The following is a 16,579-nucleotide window of genomic DNA, read 5'->3' on the forward strand; positions in this document are numbered from 1 at the left end:
CCTGGAGCTCTGAAGGTCTAGAGCTCTAGAGGTCCAGGAGCGATTCGGCGATGTCCAGCCGCTGCCGGGCCGATCCCTGCCAGTCCCGCCGCCCCGAGTCCCGGGCGCCGGCCACCAGGGACAGCGCCACCGCCGCGGAGCGGCACGCCAGCGCCGCTGGATCGACTCCGGCTGTGAAGTGCCCGTGGAAGCGCCGCAGGGCCTCGTCCACGTGGACATACCGGCGGTCGACGGCCGGCAGCACGGCCAGGTGCCCCAGGAAACAGGCCAGGTCGTCCACCCGGTGGCCCGGACCCGCTCCGTCGATGTCCAGCACGCAGCTGATGCGGTTCTGCTGCACCAGCAGGTTGGCCTCGTAGAAGTCGCCGTGGGTGGGCACCACCGGCCCACGGTCCGTGACGGCCAGCTGCCGCTGCAGGTGGTCCACGAGGGACCGGATCCGCCGGGCCTGGTCCGGCAGTGCGGTGGCGGCGGCGTGCCCGTAGTCGGGCGTGCGGTCGGACCAGGCATCGCGCCGCGGCAGTTCCAGCAGGTCGGCCGGCATCCGGTCCAGGATCCCAACGACGTCGGCCGGTTCCACCTGCCGTGCCCCGTTCGCCATGATCGCGTTGGCCAGGACCTCGCCCTCGCCCTGTTCGAGGGCCAGCACGTCGGCGACCGGCGGGCCGAGGACCACGGGTACCGGCACCCCGGCCGCCGCCAGCAACGTGTGGCGATGGTGGAGCCGGGTGGCCAGCCCGGCGCGCATGACCTTGAGGAAGAGGGTGCGGCGCCCGGAGGCGCCGGAAGCATCCGAGGTGCCGGAGGCGTCAGGGGCGCCGGGCGTCCCGGGGACGCCCGTCACCACCGCGCGCAGGACGGCTCGACGCAGCGGGCGATAGCTGATGGTCTGCAGGTCCACCAGCGTCCCGCCGCGGCCCCAGAGGGCAGCCACTGATGTCGGGTCGGACGCCAGCGCCAGGCCGGTGAGCAACGGGTCATGCGGATGGAACCAGGCCGACCAGGTGGCGTCGTCGTCCTCGCCTGCCGCCAGGACGTCCTCGTCCGGCACGGCTTCTGCGGTCAGAGCGACGAAGAGGTCCTCCGACTCCTCCTCGGTGACGCGGACGCGGAAGACGCCGGTGGCCCCGGCACCGGGACGGTGCTGGAGGTCGACGAGTTCGGCGTGGTCGAGGTGAAATCCCTGCCCGTCGAGGACCTCTCCCAGACGGCCTCTCACGGCTGCTGAGGACAGGTACTGAACCTGCCGATGCTCCGCCTCGTCCCGGTGCGCGCCCTTGCGCATCGGTGCCAGTCCGGGTCTCAGACGGCCCGGCGGCGTTCCAGGACCTTGTCCAGGTCCAGGGTGCGGTTGGCCGTGGCCTCGACCTTGGCGCGGTATTCAGCGGAGACGCCGGACTTCAGCTTGACGCCAGGGCTGGCCTGCGGGGCATCGGGCTTGGCCATGGGAGCCGGCACCACCCGGTGGGCCTCTGCGGCGTCCAGGTAGGTGGGTCGCGGGACGGACGGCAGGGCCGAGGCACTCTCGTCCGCCCCAGCGGCACGGGACACCTGTTCGGTGACGTGCCCGGTGGTCGGCGCGGTGGCCGGCTTCTCAGCGGGCGCAGCCGCGGCAGCACGTCCGGAGGTGGAACCGGCGGCCGCATCGAACACGCGGGTCGGTCCGGTGGCTGGCGCGGTGGGCTCGGCGGTCGGCAGGCCGGGGTTCATGGCGTCATCGAAGGCGCTCTCGATCCAACGGTCCTTGCGCTTCTTGCGGTCCCGGAGGGCCAGAGCACGCAGGGCGACCACGCCGGCCACGGCGACGGCTGCGGCGATGCCGGAGACCAAGAGGGTTCCCGCGCCGAAAGCGGCGGCGATGCCGGTCCCCAGGAACGTGAGGGTGGCCAGCACGGCAACGGCGGCGATGATGGTCCGGTCCCACTTGATGCGGAAGCCGGAGTCAGACTCCTTCGCGTCGTCCACGGGACGGGTGTTGTTCCGAGGCATGGACTGGGCGGTGCGCTTCATGGTCTTCCTCCGGTGGCTCCTGGGCTGGGGCTCCTTGTTCGCCCTCCGGTAGATGGCTGTCAACCACGCCACCACCAGTGCACACAGCACCAGTGATCCGTGCAGGTGAATGTCCGGAAGGTAGCCCAGTGCAAGGCTGAGCGACTCCTCAAGACTACCTGTGCCTGCATCCACCCCTCAAACGGTACCGGCCGCGAACTACACCGGTGTGATTCAGCGCGGTTTGCCTGCCGTGTCGCCGCAGATTCGGGCTCGTCAGCACCCCTGCCACCGGGCGAGCAGTCCCTCCGGGACCTCGGGAGCGGTCAGGGCATAGGCGTCATGATCCCGCCAAGCCCCGTCGATGTGCAGGAAATCGCGGCGAATCCCCTCATGCCGGAAGCCGAGCTTCTCCACCACACGCCGGCTGGGGACGTTCTCCGGCCGGATGTTGATCTCCATCCGGTGCAGCCCCAGGGTGGTGAAGCAGTAGTCGGTGGCCAACGCCACGGCGGTCGGCACGAGCCCCTGCCCGGCCCGGGCCTGGTCGATCCAATAGCCCAGCGAGGCCGAGAGCGCCGACCCGCGCACGATCGAGGACACGCTCAACTGCCCGGCGATCACCGGCACTCCGGCGGCGGATGTCCGCACGCAGATCAGCCACGGCAGCGCCGTCCCCTCCTTCCCGGAGCGGTTGAGGACCTTCACCATCTCGCCGTAGCTCTTCAGGGCGGTGGCCGGCTCGGGGTTGGTGGCGTCCCAGCGGCGGAGCCAGTCCCGGTTGCGGGCCCGCAGCGAGGTCCACTCCTCCTGGTCCCAGCGGCGGAAGGGTCGCAGCACGAGATCCCCGTGTTCCAGGGACACGGGCCAGCGATGGGTCCGGGGGGTGGCGGCAGGCGGCATGTGCCTGATCCTAGGTCGGAGAGGCGATGCCCGTCTTCCGCCTCACTGTGGGGCAGAACTTTCAAGACAGAGAGAAGTACTCATCCTCGCCCCGCAAAGTCGCCCCGAAGCCGGGTGGTTGCGGGAGGGAGGCACAATGGGAGCGTGTCGTTCAACGAGTCGTTCAACCAGTCAGCCTCCTCCCCGTCGCCGGAGGGAGGAGAGGCCGAGTACTCAGCGTCCCTGACCGGGAACCGGGGCGAGAGCCCGGAGGAGGTGCTGACGCACCGTAAGCAGGATTTCCGCACCCTGTGGCGGGCCCGCCGGCGTGAGCTGGACCCGGCTGATCGCGCCGCCCAGTCTGCCGACCTGACCTCCACCATCCTCGACTGGTACCTCCCACGGGCGCAGCACCGCCGCGTCGCCGCGGTGCTGTCCTATGGTGCCGAGCCGGACACCGGAGCGCTGCTCGAGGCACTGCACAGAGCCGGCGTCGAGGTCCTGGTCCCCATCACGGAGCCTGAGCGGCAGTTGTCCTGGACCGCCTGGCATCCCGGCGTGGAGGTGGCCCGCAGTTCGGTCGCGCCGATCGACGAACCGGTGGGCGAACGCCTCGGCGTGGAGACCATGGAGACGGTGGACCTCGTGCTGGTACCGGCTCAGGCGGTGGACACCCGCGGCTTCCGTCTGGGACAGGGCGGCGGCTACTACGACCGCTTCCTGGCCGCCCTGTACCGCCAGCGTTCCGCCTCCATCACCTCCATCACCTCCAGCACGTCCAGTACTTCCAGCGTTCCCGGCGCGGATGCCACCACCACGCCCGACGCCGGCTCGGCCCCCTCCGCGGCCCCCCTCACGGTGGCCGTGGTGTTCCGGCACGAGCTGATGACCCGGGGCCAGGTGCCCACCTCTGGGTTCGACGAGCCGGTCGACGGAGCCGTCACCGCCGACGGCTTCACGTGGTTCGGCCAGGTGTAGACTTGGCACTCGAAACGTGAGAGTGCCAAATCGAGAGGACCATTCGGTGCCCACCTATGCCTACGCCTGCAAGGACTGCGGCCATGAGTTCGACATCGTCCAGTCGTTCACGGACGATTCACTGACCGCCTGCCCCGAGTGCGAGGGCACCCTGCGGAAGAAGTTCAACTCCGTGGGCGTGGTGTTCAAGGGATCCGGTTTCTACCGCAACGACTCCCGCTCCGAGGGCTCCGGCTCCCAGGCCTCCTCCACGCTGGCCGCGGACAGCTCCTCGGGCGGCTCCTCTGACAGCTCCGCCTCAAGCGGGGCCTCCACCTCCTCTGATTCCGGCTCAACATCGTCGCCGTCCACGTCGGGCGCCGCCGCGGCCTCCTCATCCGGGTCCAGTGCGGCGTCGTCCGGTTCCTCGGGCACTTCCTCCTCGGGTACCGCTGCCTAGTTCCGCGTTCCTCCACAGCCGACCGATGACGGCTGTACCTCCACCGCTGGGGTGATCACGGTGGCCGGGCCTGCTGCGGTCCTGATGGGATCGTGGCATGACATCACCCACCGCCGCGGCCCGGCGCTCCCGGGACTCTCCGCCATCGTCCCGATCCCGGAGACGGCCCTCTCCTCGCCGTGAGCTGCGCCGGTATCGCCGCGCCGTGCGCCGGCGGATGGCCACTCCCCCACCTCCACATCTGGTGGAGCACGACGCCGGCCGGTCCCTTCCACCGGCCGGCGGCACAGCATCAGCCGCCTCCCCGCGGCGGCGCACTCGGCTGAAGCTGGCGCTGGCCTCCATCCCGCTCGTCCTGGCGGTCATCCTGCTCCTGGTCAATGCCTTCGGTGGTCCGGACGGCTCGGGTGGCCGAGGTGACGCGGACGGTCCGCGCGGTTCAGGCAGTTCAGGCAGTTCAGGCGGTTCAGGCGGTTCTGTGGGGGCGGAATCCCAGCAAGCGGGAACAGCAGCAGTAGCGGCCGGTGACGTCACCGTGTCGGCGGTCCAGGAAGGCCATCGCCGAGCCCTTCCCGATGGTGGCGACGTTGTATCCGCAGAGGCCGCCGGAAGGCCCGAGGTGCCGGCCGGGCATCGGGCTGTAGCCGTGAGGTTCGCGAGCCCCGACGCTGTGGACCTGGTGGCGGCCGGAGACCGCATCGACATCGTGGGAACGGACGGAAGTGTGCTGGAGGCGAACGTCGAGGTGCTGCAGGACCGCTCCACGGAACAGGCCACGGTGCTGGTCCTGGCCGTGACCGAGGAGCGAGCCGCAGAACTGGCGGCGGCCGCGGTGAACCAGGACCTCACGCTCCTGGTGACACCGGAGCCGTAGCCGGCGTCAGTCCCAGTGCGGCGGACGCTGTTCGAGCAGCCAGCGCTCACGCTCGGACAGGTTGCGCTGGTCCGCGGACCGGGTGTCGCCCTGGCCGGAGACGGATGGCCCCGAGGTTGCTGACGTCGCTGAGGACTCGCCAACCGCAGGTTCGCCGAGGGTCGGCTCGGGCCCGTCGGCGGACGCCGGACCGGTGCCGGGCGCGTCGGCCCGTCGGGGACCGCGACGGCGAGCTACCGGGCGCTCGGGGTCAGCGGGTGCCATCGTCCTGGTGCCCGTCAGCGGTCGCGTCCTCACGCTGTTGCTCGGCGGCGGCACCATCGAAGACCGCACCGTCGAACACCGCGTCGGACGATCCTGCCCCCTCCGGGGACTCCGGTGAACCCACCGACGCAGGGCCAGACGTCTCGGCCTCGGGGATGGCCAGGTGCTCCGCAGGGCCAGGGCCGGCAGGTTCCACGGGGCCGTCCTCGGCCGAGGGCAGGCCCAGGAAGTCGGCGATGGTCCGCGCGCATCCGGCCGGGTCGGAGAAGACGTCGATGGTCCACAGGGCGTGGTAGCGCCAGCCGCTGCGCTCGAGCTGCTGCGGCACCTGACGGGACCGCTCGCGCACGGTCATCCCGCGGTACGCCTCGGACCCGTCGGAGAACATGGCGACAGGGACGGCCTGTTCCGGGGAGGTCTGCGCCTCCCACGCGGGCAGGCCCAGGGGGTTCCAGACGGCCAGGTCGATGCTCCCGGCGAAGTTCGGCAGCACGGTGGCATGGCGATGAGCCAGGCGGTCGGACAGGTCCGCCACCAGCGGGTCCCGCGGACGCGGCGAGGTGGTGTGCCCGGTGTCCTTGAGATAGGCCTCGAGCAGCCCGTAGAAGTCCGCGGCACCATTGCCCAGCCGCTGCGGTTCCAGGTCGTCCGGATGCACGCAGGTCAGCACGTGCAGGTGCTGGCGCGCGCGGGTCAGGGCGGTGGCGTAGAGCTCCCGGCCACCGGCCTCCGAGAACGGCCCGAAGTGGTGCACCACGCGCCCGTGCGGGGTCCGACCGTAGCCGAGGCTGAAGATGATGTGGTCCCGGACCACGCCGTGGGCCCGGGCCATGGGGGCCACCACGAACGGCTCCCGGTCCCGGTTGAAGAAGGAGGCGGCCCACGGGTTGTTGGGCAGGTTCAACCGGATCGCCTCGGCCACGCGGCGGGCATGCAGCGGGCTCGCGGTGATGACGGCCAGCGAGGCGCCCGGGCGGTGCCGGATGTGCTCGAACACCAGGTCCATGGTCCGGTTGACCTCGGCCACGGTGGATTCCACGCCCTCGTCGCCGGCACCGGGCATGCCGGTCCCGCCGGGCAGGAATTCCACCCGCACCGGATGGTCGGCGCCGGTCAGCTCGGACGCGCCGGGCAGCATGTCCAGCGTCGAGTCGTAGAGCTGTTCGCCCAGCAGACGGGTGAGCTTGCGCTCCAGCCCGCGGTGCATGGTGGTCAACCTGACGTTCGGCAGCACCCGCATCAGGGCGCTGAAGGCCGAGTCCACCTCGCGCGGCAGCAGCACGGAGGCCGTCGGGTCCACGGAGACGTTGAAGGTCTTCGGTGAACCGGAGGTGCCGTCGCCGAAGGCCACCACCTGCTTGCCGCGGCTGATCGCGCCCAGCGCCGTGCTGAGGGCGAGGGATTCAGCGTCCAGCAGCAGGACGGCGTCGAAGCTCATGTCCGCCGGGAACTCGGCCAGGGCCAGCGGGGAGGTGGTCCAGGCCGGAACCAGGGACTGGAGCAGCTCCGGCTCGAGGCCGGACAGGGACTCCGGGTCCGGGTTGCCGTCCTTGAGCAGGGAGCGCAGCACGCGGGCCGAGGCTCGGTGCCTGCCGGCGGTCCGGGTCCACCGCTGGGCCATCTTCCAGTTCAGGCGCTGACTGCCGCCCTCCAGGTGGGCGGTGTCCGCGAGGCGGTACTCCGCCTCGATCTTCCGCAGCGACTCGGCGTCCATCATGGCCAGATAGTCGTCGCCGGAGATCATCGCCTCGAGCGCGGACTGCCACCAGGCCAGCTCGAGCTCGGCCCGTAGCTGGTCCGTCGGCACTTCCCGTTGCTGCAGGTCCGCCATGAGCTCCTGCAGGCCCTGCTCCCGGAGTTGGTCGCCGACGAGAGTGCGTTCGGGCAGTGTCTTGAGCGTGTCCTGGTCCGCCACGAGCCGGTCCAGGATCTGGCTGAGATCGTCCACAGGCAGGTTCTCCAACCGGCCCGACTCCCGCCGCGGCTCGGCGAGGGCCCGCTGCAACCGGGCCATCTGGCCGGCCACCTCGGCACCCTTGGCCGAGAGTGCCTCCAGGCCGGCCGGCACGGAGGGGTGGCGCTTGCTGGTGGCCCAGCGGGTCCACTCGGCGCGCTGGTCCTGCACGTCCACGAGGGCCTCGTGCAGGTCGGAGACGTGCACGCCCGGACGGATGTACTCCTTGGCCACGCGGCGGAGCCGGGAGCGGGTCATGGAGGACATCTCGACGCCGTGCTGCTTGCGCCACTGCCCGGAGGCCGTGGCGGAGATCAGGTCCGTGACCGGACGGTCGAAGATGTCCGGGGTGAACTGGTCCAGGGAACCGCGGACGGCGGAGAGCAGGTGGATCTGGCGGATCCAGTCAGTGAAGGTCCCGCCGGTGGACAGTTGGGCCTGCTCGGTGGCCTGGTCCAGCTGCCCGCGCAGCACGGGCAGGGCGGCGGCCAGGTCCTCGGCCAGCCCGTAGGCGTCCTCGGTCTCCTGTACGTTGCGCAGCCGTGCCCCGTACCAGGGGCTCTCCGTGGAGGAGCGGGAGAAGGCTCCGAGTTCCCCGGCACGGATGAACGTCGCCGCGGTCTCGTCACGGTTGACGGTGGCGTCCAGCACCGACCGCTTGAGGCGAACGGTGGTGGAGGGCGCCGGATCCATCGCGGTCAGTGAGGCCAGCGACTGCATGGCCTGGAAGGGCGAGCAGCCCCAGCGCTCCCGCACGTTGTGCAGGCTGCGCAGGTGGTCCCGCAGCTGGTGGCGGCGCTCCACGAGGGTGGCGTTGAGCCGGCTGGTTGCCGGTTCCTGGGCCCGCTCCACGCGCAACAGGGCCTGGATGAGCTGACGGCGCATCAACTCGGGGGTGGCCGCAGCCGGGATGTCCAGCGCCAGCGAGTCCACGTTCACGGAGCCCAGACGGCGCCGGAAGTCGTCCAGGGTGGCGGTGCGCTCGGCCACCACCAGCACGCGCTTGCCGTCCCCGGCGAGCTGCGCCACGGCATTGGCCGCGGTCTGCGTCTGGCCCGTACCGGGAGGGGTGAAGACCACCAGGTCGTGGCCGGCGGCGATGTGGTCGAGGGCCTGCTGCTGGGACGGGTCCGCGTCCAGGATCAGGTTCTCAGCGGACGGGTCCCGCTCGTCGACGGGCGGTAGTCCCGTCTCCGGCAGTTCCGCACGGCGCGGGACCATGCCCGAACCGGCGTCATACAGTGCGGAGACCACCGGGTGGGTGGAGTCCACCACGTCCACGGACGCGGTGTCCGCCAGATCGGCGAAGGTGGACACGAGCAGGCGGTGCTCCACCACGAGCCCGCGGACCTCGCGTCCCTGCGAGCGCAGCAGCTCCATGGCGGGCATGGGCTCGAGCTTGGCGGTGGCGTAGGCGGCGCGCAGGTAGTCGTCCGCGTCCAGCACGATCCCGTGGTGGTCCCGGAAGTAGCGGGCCAGGGCGGGGTTGAGCCGGGCCCGGTCCGAGATCTGCAGCTCGTAGTCGTCCTGCTCGCCCCGCAGCGTCAGGCTCAGCCGGGCCAGCATCACGGGTGCGGACATCTGCGTGGAGCGGCCGTCCTCGATGACGCGCCACGTCGCCAGGCCGGTGGCCAGGTACCCGACGTCGACGCCGCGGTCCTCCGCCAGCTCCTGGATCTTGCCGCGCAGCTGACGGGCCGCACCGCGGGCGTGCATGAAGGCGTCGGAGTCCCGCAGCAGGGTGGACAGGCGCGTGCGGCGCCCGGACATGAACTGGCTCAGCCCGGAGGGGTGGGAGTGCGAGATGTCGATGCTGTTCGCGCCGGACGGGGCGAAGCGCAGCATCGTGTCGTTCTCGGTGCCCGAGCCCAGCGAGGCCAGCCACGCTGGGAAGGTGAGGCGGGAGTCGGACTCGGCGGGGCCGTCGTCGGGCAGGCCCGTGTCCCTGCCCCCGTGGAGGCGAGGCGCCGCGGGGCTCTGCTGGGGGTCCTGCTCAGTCACAGTTGTCCTTCCTGCCGCCGGCCGCTTCCCCGCCCTGCCCACGACGACGGCCGGTGCGGTGGGGCCGCGAGGCACCAATGCTTGATTCCACGGTACACAGGCGCACCGCGGATTCCCCCGAGGGAAACGGACCGGTTCCCCGGCGCCCGCCTCCTGACGGGGGGCTTACTCCCACTCGATGGTTCCCGGGGGCTTGCTGGTCACGTCCAGGACCACCCGGTTGATGCCGTCCACCTCGTTGGTGATGCGGTTGGAGATCCGTGAGAGCAGGTCGTACGGCAGCTGGGCCCAGTCAGCGGTCATCGCGTCCTCGGACGTGACCGGCCGCAGCACCACGGGGTGACCGTAGGTGCGGCCGTCACCCTGGACGCCCACGGAGCGGACATCGGCCAGCAGCACCACGGGGCACTGCCAGATGTGGCGGTCCAGGCCGGCTGCGGTCAGTTCCGCGCGCACGATCGCGTCGGCCTGGCGGAGCAGGTCCAGGCGTTCCCGCGTCACCTCGCCGATGATGCGGATGCCCAGGCCGGGGCCCGGGAAGGGCTGGCGCCAGACGATCTCATCCGGCAGTCCGAGCTCGGAGCCCACGGCGCGGACCTCGTCCTTGAACAGGGCGCGCAGCGGTTCGACCAGCTCGAACTCGATGTCCTCCGGCAGCCCGCCCACGTTGTGGTGGCTCTTGATGTTCGCGGTGCCCTCGCCCCCGCCGGACTCCACGACGTCCGGGTACAGGGTGCCCTGCACCAGGAACTTCACGTCCTTGGCATCTGGGTCGTGGCGGGACTCGGCGATGATGTCCGCCTGGGCCTTCTCGAAGGTGCGGATGAACTTCTCGCCGATGATCTTGCGCTTGGCCTCCGGGTCGGTCACGCCGGCCAGAGCCTCCAGGAACACGTCCTCGGCGTCCACCATGATCAGCCTGGCACCGCCGGTGGCCGCGCCGAACGCCTTCTCGATCTCCTCGGACTCGTCCTGGCGCATCAGGCCGTGGTTGACGTAGACGCAGGTCAGCTGGTCCCCCACGGCCCGCTGGACCAGGGCGGCGGCCACAGCGGAGTCCACGCCGCCGGAGAGGCCGCAGATGGCCCGGTGCTCGCCGATCTGCTCGCGGATCAGCTCGACCTGCTCCTCGATCACGGAGCTGGTGGTCCAGGTGTCCTTGAGGCCGGCGCCGTGGTGCAGGAAGTTGCGCAGCACCTCCTGGCCGCGCTCGGAGTGGCCGACCTCCGGGTGCCACTGCACGCCGTAGATCTTCTTCTCCGGGCTCTCGAACGCCGCCACGGGGGCACCCGGGGTGCGGGCGGTCACGGAGAAGCCCGCCGGGGCCTCGGTCACGGAATCGGCATGGCTCATCCACACGACCTGGTCCACGTCCTGACCGGCGAAGAGCACCGAGGTAGAACCGATGGCCTCCAGCCGGGTGGAGCCGTACTCACGGGTGTCGGTCTTGGACACGGTGCCGCCGAGCGACTGGGCGATCGACTGGAAGCCGTAGCAGAGGCCGAGCACGGGGACCCCGGCCTCGAGGAGTTCCGGGTCGAGCCCGGGCGCGCCCTCGGCGTAGACCGAGGAGGGACCGCCGGAGAGGATCAGGGCGGCGGGCTTGCGGGCCAGGATGTCCTCGGCCGAGAGCGTGTGCGGAACGACCTCGGAGTACACGTTGGCCTCGCGCACGCGCCGGGCGATCAGCTGGGCGTACTGGGCACCGTTGTCCACCACCAGCACGGTCGGGAAGTCGGCGGCGATCTGCGGGTTGTCCGGGGTGTCCGGCCGGTGGTCCGGAGCTGTGGTCTGGTCGTCAGCCTGGGAGGAAGTCACCCGTCAAGGATAGTGCAGTTGTGGAGGGGACCGCGGCGAGGCGAGGACCACCGAGGGGACCGCCGCGGGGCCGGCCCGCGCCGGGTGTCCCCTTCTCGGGCACAATGTCCCCTATGCCAGGTGCCGCAGCCTCCGAACCCCTCGCTGATCCCGCGCTGCTGCCGCGTGCCCGGGCGGCCCAGCGCGGTGCCGTCCGCGTCCTCGGCACCGCCCAGGTCTTCTCCGGGCTCGGCAACGGCGCCACCCTCTCCCTCGGCTCGATCCTCGCCGTGGACCTCTCCGGGGCCGAGTCCAGCGCGGGCTTCGCCAACACCGCCTTGACGCTCGGCTCGGCCGTGGTGTCCATTCCCCTGGCCGGGGTGGCGGCCCGGCGCGGCCGCCGGGTCGCCTTGGGGCTCGGCCTGGCTGCCGGGCTCGTGGGGCAGGCACTCATGGTGGCCGCCGTCCTCGGCCGGTCCTTCCCGCTCCTGCTGCTCGGGGCCTTCCTGGTGGGCTTCGCGGCCGCTGTGAACCTGCAGGCCCGCTTCGCGGTGACGGACCTGTCCGAGCCGAGACGCCGCGGCCGGGACCTGTCCGTGGTGGTGTGGGCCGTGACCGTCGGCGCCGTGCTGGGTCCCAACATGGTGGGCCCGGGCGCCGTTCTCGCGGGGTGGCTCGGCATCCACGCGCACGCGGGGCCGTTCTTGATCTCCGCGGCCGGGATGGCCGCCGGCGCCGCCATCATCCTGACGGGGCTGCGCCCGGATCCGCTGCTGTTGCGCCGCGAACTCGAGATCGCCCTGCTCAAGGGACCCCTGCGCCGGGGCGCACCGGCGAGAGGCAACAGGCCGGGCCCGACGCCGGCCGGTCACCCGGGCGGTGCGGTCCCGCGCCGCGGTGGCTCGGGGGCTGCCGGGTGGTCCGCGGGGTGGCGGATCGTGCGCGCCCAGCCCACCGCGCTGGCGGCCGTGGTGGCCGTGGCCTCGGCCCACGCGGCGATGGTCGGGCTGATGTCCATGACGCCACTGCACCTGCAGCACGAGGCCGGCGTGGCCAGCCACGAGCTGGGGATGCACCCGGACACCGTAGTGCTGATCGGCTTCACCCTCTCCTTGCACGTGGCCGGGATGTACGCGCTCTCGCGCGTCATGGGGATCCTCTCCGACCGCTTCGGCCCGGCCCGGGTGGCCGGGGCCGGACTCGCGATGCTGCTGGCCGCGGCCGGGCTCACGGGGCTGTTCCCGCACGTGCATGCCGCCGTGGTGCTCGGCCTGGTGGTGCTGGGGCTCGGCTGGTCCGCGGCCACCGTGGCCGGGTCCACGCTGCTCGTGGCCGCGCTGAGGCCCGCCGACCGAGTCCCCGCCCAGGGGTTCTCCGACGCCGTGATGTCCCTGGCCGCCGCCGCCGGCTCCCTGGCCGCCGGCCCGCTGATGGGAGGCCTGGGCTTCGCCGGGCTCTCGGCGGTGCTGGCCGTCCTCGTGGTGCTCAGCGGCCTCGGCATGGCCGGACTGCTGCGCCGGCCGGTGAGTCGGGCCGGCGCCTAGCCGCCGGAGGCGGCGCCCCTCAGGGTCGTGGTGAGCGGGGTGGAGTCCGCCGCGGTCCCGACGTACAGGGTGTAGTCCCCGGTCACGGTCCGGAAGGCCCGCGCCGTGTGGTCCCACACGGAGAGGGGGTGGTGGGTGGCGCCGGGGTCGATCGTCAGCCGGACCCGCTCGGTGGCCCCCGGCTCCACCTGCACCTTCGCGAAGGCGACCAGCCGCTTCGGCGGCTGCCCCTCCGCGGGGATGCCGGCGTAGACCTGGACCACCTCGGCCCCGGCGCGCTGCCCCGTGTTGGTTATGGAGACCTCCACCGTCACCGGCGCGGCCACGCCGTCCGGGGCGTCCACCACGAGGTCGGAGAGCTCGAAGCTCGTGTAGGACAACCCGTGGCCGAAGCCGAAGAGCGGCTCGTTCCCCTCGGACTGGAACCAGCGGTAGCCCATCCGCCGTCCCTCGGAGTAGCGGATGACGGGGTAGCCGTCCCCCTCATCGGTGCCGGGGTAGCGCTCCGGCCGGCCGGCGTACAGCGTGTCGTCCTCCGAGCGCGGATAGGTGGTGGGCACCTTGCCGGAGGGGTTCACCACGCCGAACAGCAGGTCCGCCACCACGTGGCCGTCCTCCGCGCCCTGGTTCCACACCTCGAGGACCGCCGGGGCGGCCTCGATCCACGGCATCAGCACCGGGTTGCTGTCCTTAAGCACCACCACGCTCCGCCCGTTGACCGCCAGCAGCTCGGCCAGCATCCGGTCCTGGCCGTCCGGCAGGCTGGCGTGGGGCTGGTCGGCGCCCTCGGTGGCCACGTGTCCGGCCATCAGGACCACGACGTCGGCCCACTCCGCCGCCTGCCTCGCCTCACCGAGGTTGGACAGGTCCTTCTCGACCATCACCCGGGTGATCTCGGCCGGGGACCCGAGGCCCTCCAGCACGTCCCGGAGCCCCTCGACCGGTGGCACCGTGTACAACGGGATGACCTTGGAGGACCCGCCGCCGCCCAGGCACGCCTCGTCCACGAACGTGGACTGTCCGATCACCGCGACCGAGGCGACCGCGGGATCGAGGGGCAACAAGCCGCCGTCGTTCTTCAGCAGGACGGCGGTCTGGGAGCCGATCCGGCGGGAGACCGCGCCGTGGGCCGCGGCGTCGATCTCGCCCGGGGCGTAGGGCCTCTCGAACACGCCGAAACGGAACATCTGCGTGAAACGGCGCGCGAGGGCGCGGTCCACCGTCTCGATCTCCAGGCTGGTGTCCTGCAGCGCGGCGGTGATGTTCTGCTCGTTGAGCCATTTCGCGTCCGGCATCTCGTGGTCCAGCCCCGCGTTGAGCGAGGGGGCCGCCGAGCGGGTGGACCAGAAGTCGGACTGGACGTAGCCCTCGAAGCCCCACTCGTGGCGCAGGATCTCCGTGAGGACCGGCCGGTTCTCGGTGGCGTAGACGCCCCGGATGCGGTTGTAGGCGCTCATGATGCCGGCGATCCCGGCGTCCTTGACGAGCATCTCGAACGGCAACAGGTACAGCTCGCGCAGCACGTCCTCGTCGATCTCCACGCTGGTCCGGAACCGCTCGACCTCCTGGTCGTTGAGGACGTAGTGCTTGCCGATGGCGATCACGTCCTGGGCCTGGATGGCCCGGGTCACCTCCACGCCCATCACGCCGGACAGGTACGGGTCCTCGGAGAAGTACTCGAAGTTGCGGCCGGCGATCGTGGTCCGGTGCAGGCAGACGCCGGGACCCTCGAGCACGTGCTGGCCCAGGGTGGCGGCCTCCGCCCCGATGATGCCGCCGTAGTCGCGGGCCAGCTCCGGGTCGAAGCCGGCGGCGAGCGCGATCGCCATGGGCAGCGCGGTGGCCGGCGGGCTCGGCGTGCCGTCCCCCATGCCGACGCCGACCGGCCCGTTGGTGATCCGGAAGCGGGGGATCCCGAGCTCCTCGATGCCGTCCACGTGCCGCTCCACGCGGAACTGGTCGGCCACCGCGTCCAGTCCGCCCTCGCCCTGGGCCGCCTCGGCGGACACTGCGTAGATGTCGATCGTCTCCATGGCCCCGTGCAGCTGGGCGATCTTCTGCTCCCGGCTCATGGCCGCGACCAGCAGCCGGGCCCGTTCCCGCGGCTCCAGCTCGGCATCCATCCAGGGGGTTGCGTCCTCGGTCACGGTCTCACTCCTTGATCAGCGGATGCTCTCGGCCCCAGCGTAGCTCCGCCGATCGGCCCGCATCACCCCACAGATCAGGCCCTGGAACAGCCCGCTGTCAGGGTCCCAGCAGCAGCGCGACCCCGAGGATGACAGGCAGGGAGAGCACGGCGGAGGCGAACACGATGTCCCGTCAGACTGGGCCGATCCTCAGTACCGGCGCAGGGCCTCGGGGTGATCGGCGAGCTCCTGCAGGGTCTCGCGGTGGACCCGCTTCTCCACGATGAAGGAGAGGAAGGGCACCACGCCGCCGCCGGCGATGGCCAGCAGGCGCATCCCGTTCCAGCGCATCAGCGACCACAGACGGAATGCGGCAACGAGGTACACCACGTAGAGCCAGCCGTGGGCGATGAGCACGGCGATGGAGAGGTTGAGCCCACCCGTCACCGAGTCCTCCGGCTGGAGGGACAAGGTGTTCGCGGCACCGTCGGCCAGGGTGCCGCCGGCGTAGAGCTCGGTGCCGTAGCCGTACTTGAAGATCATCTCAAACACGAGAAGCAGCAGCATGATGCCGGTGATCCACGCACAGATCTTGTACATCATCAGGGCCGACTTGATCTGCTGATCCGTCCCGGCGAACCGCCGCGGAGCACTCTTCTCCGGCCGCGGCGGCGGTGCCGGCAGGTCCGCCTCGGTGATGTCCTCGGGGTCGGGCAGGGTGTTCGGGTCGACCGGGGGCTGCTGGTCCGGGGTGGTCACTGGTTCTCCTGCGTTTGCTGGGTTTGCTGGGTTTGCTGGGCTGACGTCGGGGCGGTGGAAGCCCCGTAATACTGTTCGTACTCTTCGATGGCCTTCCGCTTGGCCTCGAGGGCCTCGGTACGGCGGCGCTCGAGTTCTGCGGCCTTCCATTCCTCGGCCCACTGGCGGTCGAGTTCGTCCTCGTCCTGGCTGCGCAGGTAGTCATCCCGCAGGAACCGCCACCAGAGGAAGATGGCGAAGCCGGCGAACACGACCCACTCGATGGCGTAGAAGATGTTCATCCAGTTGTAGGTGGTCTCCTGCGGCTGCGGGCCCACGATCACGGGCTCGAGCTCGCCGCCCTCGGCCTTCGCACCGACCTCCTGGCCGCTGCCCGGGGAGCCTGAGCCGCCGGTGGCCACCACATCGAAGGCAGCCACATAGCCGGCATAGGAGCGCAGGTCCCACAGGTTGATCAGCTCGGACGAGGCCAGGTTGGCCAGCACCGTGCCGTCCGCGGTGTGCTGGACGCCCTCCGGGGCCGGCCCTTCGGCGGGCAGCAGTCGCCCGGTGATGTGCAGGTCTCCCTGCGGCGCCGGGTCGGTCTCGGCGGTGGAGTCGGTCCAGCCGCGGACCACGGGAATGACCTCGCTATTCGGGGCACCGTCCACCTGGAAGGCGCTGACCACCCAGTAACCCTCGGTTCCGTCCTGGCCGCCGTGCAGGCGCGGGTGGATGAACACGTCCGTGTCCGGGACGAAGGAGCCGGTCATCGTGACCACCTGGTCCGCCTCGGTGCCGTACATCGGCTTCTCCGGGGCGAAGTGCTCCGTCAGCTCGACGGGCGTCTCGGTCTGGGTCAGCGGCGGCGGGGCGGAGGCGGAGTTGTCCATCTGCCACTTCCCGAGGAGCACGAACACCGCGGAGACCACGAGCGCCAGGACGAGTCCGGCGATCCACTGGGGTTTCAGGGCGGTTTTCAGCACCCCACCA

The 16,579-nt window shown here is 71.2% G+C and carries 13 protein-coding genes; 4 read left to right on the forward strand and 9 right to left on the reverse strand.

Annotation, left to right across the window (positions count from 1 at the left end; all coding sequences use genetic code 11):
• Window positions 1–25 precede the first annotated feature (25 nt).
• From ACFFIO_RS16085 to ACFFIO_RS16095, 3 genes are all read right to left on the reverse strand, one after another.
• Window positions 26–1,285, reverse strand: a complete 1,260-nt coding sequence (locus ACFFIO_RS16085) for a phosphotransferase (RefSeq protein WP_378043408.1) — start codon at window positions 1,283–1,285, stop codon at window positions 26–28.
• A 17-nt stretch (window positions 1,286–1,302) separates the two neighbouring features.
• Complete coding sequence (locus tag ACFFIO_RS16090; protein WP_378043409.1) at window positions 1,303–2,010, reverse strand: hypothetical protein; 708 nt, start codon at window positions 2,008–2,010, stop codon at window positions 1,303–1,305.
• Window positions 2,011–2,265: 255 nt separating this feature from the next.
• Window positions 2,266–2,892, reverse strand: coding sequence for a GNAT family N-acetyltransferase (locus tag ACFFIO_RS16095; RefSeq protein ID WP_378043411.1), 627 nt, complete (start codon window positions 2,890–2,892; stop codon window positions 2,266–2,268).
• Window positions 2,893–3,036: 144 nt separating this feature from the next.
• On the opposite strand from ACFFIO_RS16095, the gene ACFFIO_RS16100 reads away from it, so the two are divergent.
• From ACFFIO_RS16100 to ACFFIO_RS16110, 3 genes are all read left to right on the forward strand, one after another.
• Window positions 3,037–3,849, forward strand: a complete 813-nt coding sequence (locus ACFFIO_RS16100) for a 5-formyltetrahydrofolate cyclo-ligase (RefSeq protein WP_378043413.1) — start codon at window positions 3,037–3,039, stop codon at window positions 3,847–3,849.
• Window positions 3,850–3,895: 46 nt separating this feature from the next.
• A complete protein-coding gene (locus tag ACFFIO_RS16105) occupies window positions 3,896–4,288 on the forward strand; it encodes an FmdB family zinc ribbon protein (protein WP_378043414.1) in 393 nt (130 codons plus the stop codon).
• Window positions 4,289–4,934: 646 nt separating this feature from the next.
• The gene (locus ACFFIO_RS16110; RefSeq protein WP_378043415.1) at window positions 4,935–5,162 is read left to right on the forward strand and encodes a hypothetical protein; all 228 of its coding nucleotides are present in this window, start codon (window positions 4,935–4,937) and stop codon (window positions 5,160–5,162) included.
• A 6-nt stretch (window positions 5,163–5,168) separates the two neighbouring features.
• Here the strand turns inward: ACFFIO_RS16110 and ACFFIO_RS16115 are convergent, their stop codons facing one another.
• From ACFFIO_RS16115 to guaA, 3 genes are all read right to left on the reverse strand, one after another.
• Window positions 5,169–5,426: a hypothetical protein gene (locus tag ACFFIO_RS16115; RefSeq protein WP_378043417.1), complete on the reverse strand. Its 258-nt coding sequence runs from the start codon at window positions 5,424–5,426 to the stop codon at window positions 5,169–5,171.
• Window positions 5,413–9,381 (reverse strand): DEAD/DEAH box helicase, encoded by a 3,969-nt coding sequence (locus tag ACFFIO_RS16120; RefSeq protein WP_378043418.1) that lies wholly within the window; start codon window positions 9,379–9,381, stop codon window positions 5,413–5,415. Before ACFFIO_RS16120 ends, ACFFIO_RS16115 begins: the two co-directional genes overlap by 14 nt.
• A gap of 165 nt (window positions 9,382–9,546) precedes the next feature.
• The gene (guaA, locus tag ACFFIO_RS16125; RefSeq protein ID WP_378043446.1) at window positions 9,547–11,127 is read right to left on the reverse strand and encodes a glutamine-hydrolyzing GMP synthase; all 1,581 of its coding nucleotides are present in this window, start codon (window positions 11,125–11,127) and stop codon (window positions 9,547–9,549) included.
• Between the two features lie 185 nt (window positions 11,128–11,312).
• On the opposite strand from guaA, the gene ACFFIO_RS16130 reads away from it, so the two are divergent.
• Window positions 11,313–12,722 carry an MFS transporter gene (locus ACFFIO_RS16130; RefSeq protein ID WP_378043420.1) on the forward strand — a complete coding sequence of 470 codons (1,410 nt, stop codon included), beginning with the start codon at window positions 11,313–11,315 and terminating at the stop codon, window positions 12,720–12,722.
• Here ACFFIO_RS16130 and ACFFIO_RS16135 read toward each other — a convergent pair.
• The 3 genes from ACFFIO_RS16135 to ACFFIO_RS16145 all read right to left on the reverse strand — a co-directional run bounded on the left by ACFFIO_RS16135 (window position 12,719) and on the right by ACFFIO_RS16145 (window position 16,572).
• Window positions 12,719–14,869: a beta-glucosidase gene (locus ACFFIO_RS16135; protein ID WP_378043422.1), complete on the reverse strand. Its 2,151-nt coding sequence runs from the start codon at window positions 14,867–14,869 to the stop codon at window positions 12,719–12,721. The two genes, ACFFIO_RS16130 and ACFFIO_RS16135, sit on opposite strands and share 4 nt — an antisense overlap.
• A gap of 189 nt (window positions 14,870–15,058) precedes the next feature.
• Entirely contained in the window at window positions 15,059–15,607 is a 549-nt protein-coding gene (locus tag ACFFIO_RS16140; RefSeq protein ID WP_378043424.1) for a DUF3817 domain-containing protein, read from the reverse strand.
• Window positions 15,604–16,572 (reverse strand): SURF1 family protein, encoded by a 969-nt coding sequence (locus ACFFIO_RS16145; RefSeq protein WP_378043425.1) that lies wholly within the window; start codon window positions 16,570–16,572, stop codon window positions 15,604–15,606. Before ACFFIO_RS16145 ends, ACFFIO_RS16140 begins: the two co-directional genes overlap by 4 nt.
• Window positions 16,573–16,579 lie beyond the last annotated feature (7 nt).

Origin of the sequence: Citricoccus parietis (genome assembly GCF_042433045.1) — a bacterium.
GTDB lineage: Bacteria > Actinomycetota > Actinomycetes > Actinomycetales > Micrococcaceae > Citricoccus > Citricoccus parietis.

What these genes read in the sequence shown, in the direction of transcription:
- ACFFIO_RS16085 (WP_378043408.1), bottom strand. Translation starts at nt 1,285, where the DNA reads ATGCGCAAGGGCGCGCACCGGGACGAGGCGGAGCATCGGCAGGTTCAG.
- ACFFIO_RS16090 (WP_378043409.1), bottom strand. Translation starts at nt 2,010, where the DNA reads ATGAAGCGCACCGCCCAGTCCATGCCTCGGAACAACACCCGTCCCGTG.
- ACFFIO_RS16095 (WP_378043411.1), bottom strand. Translation starts at nt 2,892, where the DNA reads ATGCCGCCTGCCGCCACCCCCCGGACCCATCGCTGGCCCGTGTCCCTG.
- ACFFIO_RS16115 (WP_378043417.1), bottom strand. Translation starts at nt 5,426, where the DNA reads ATGGCACCCGCTGACCCCGAGCGCCCGGTAGCTCGCCGTCGCGGTCCC.
- ACFFIO_RS16130 (WP_378043420.1), top strand. Translation starts at nt 11,313, where the DNA reads ATGCCAGGTGCCGCAGCCTCCGAACCCCTCGCTGATCCCGCGCTGCTG.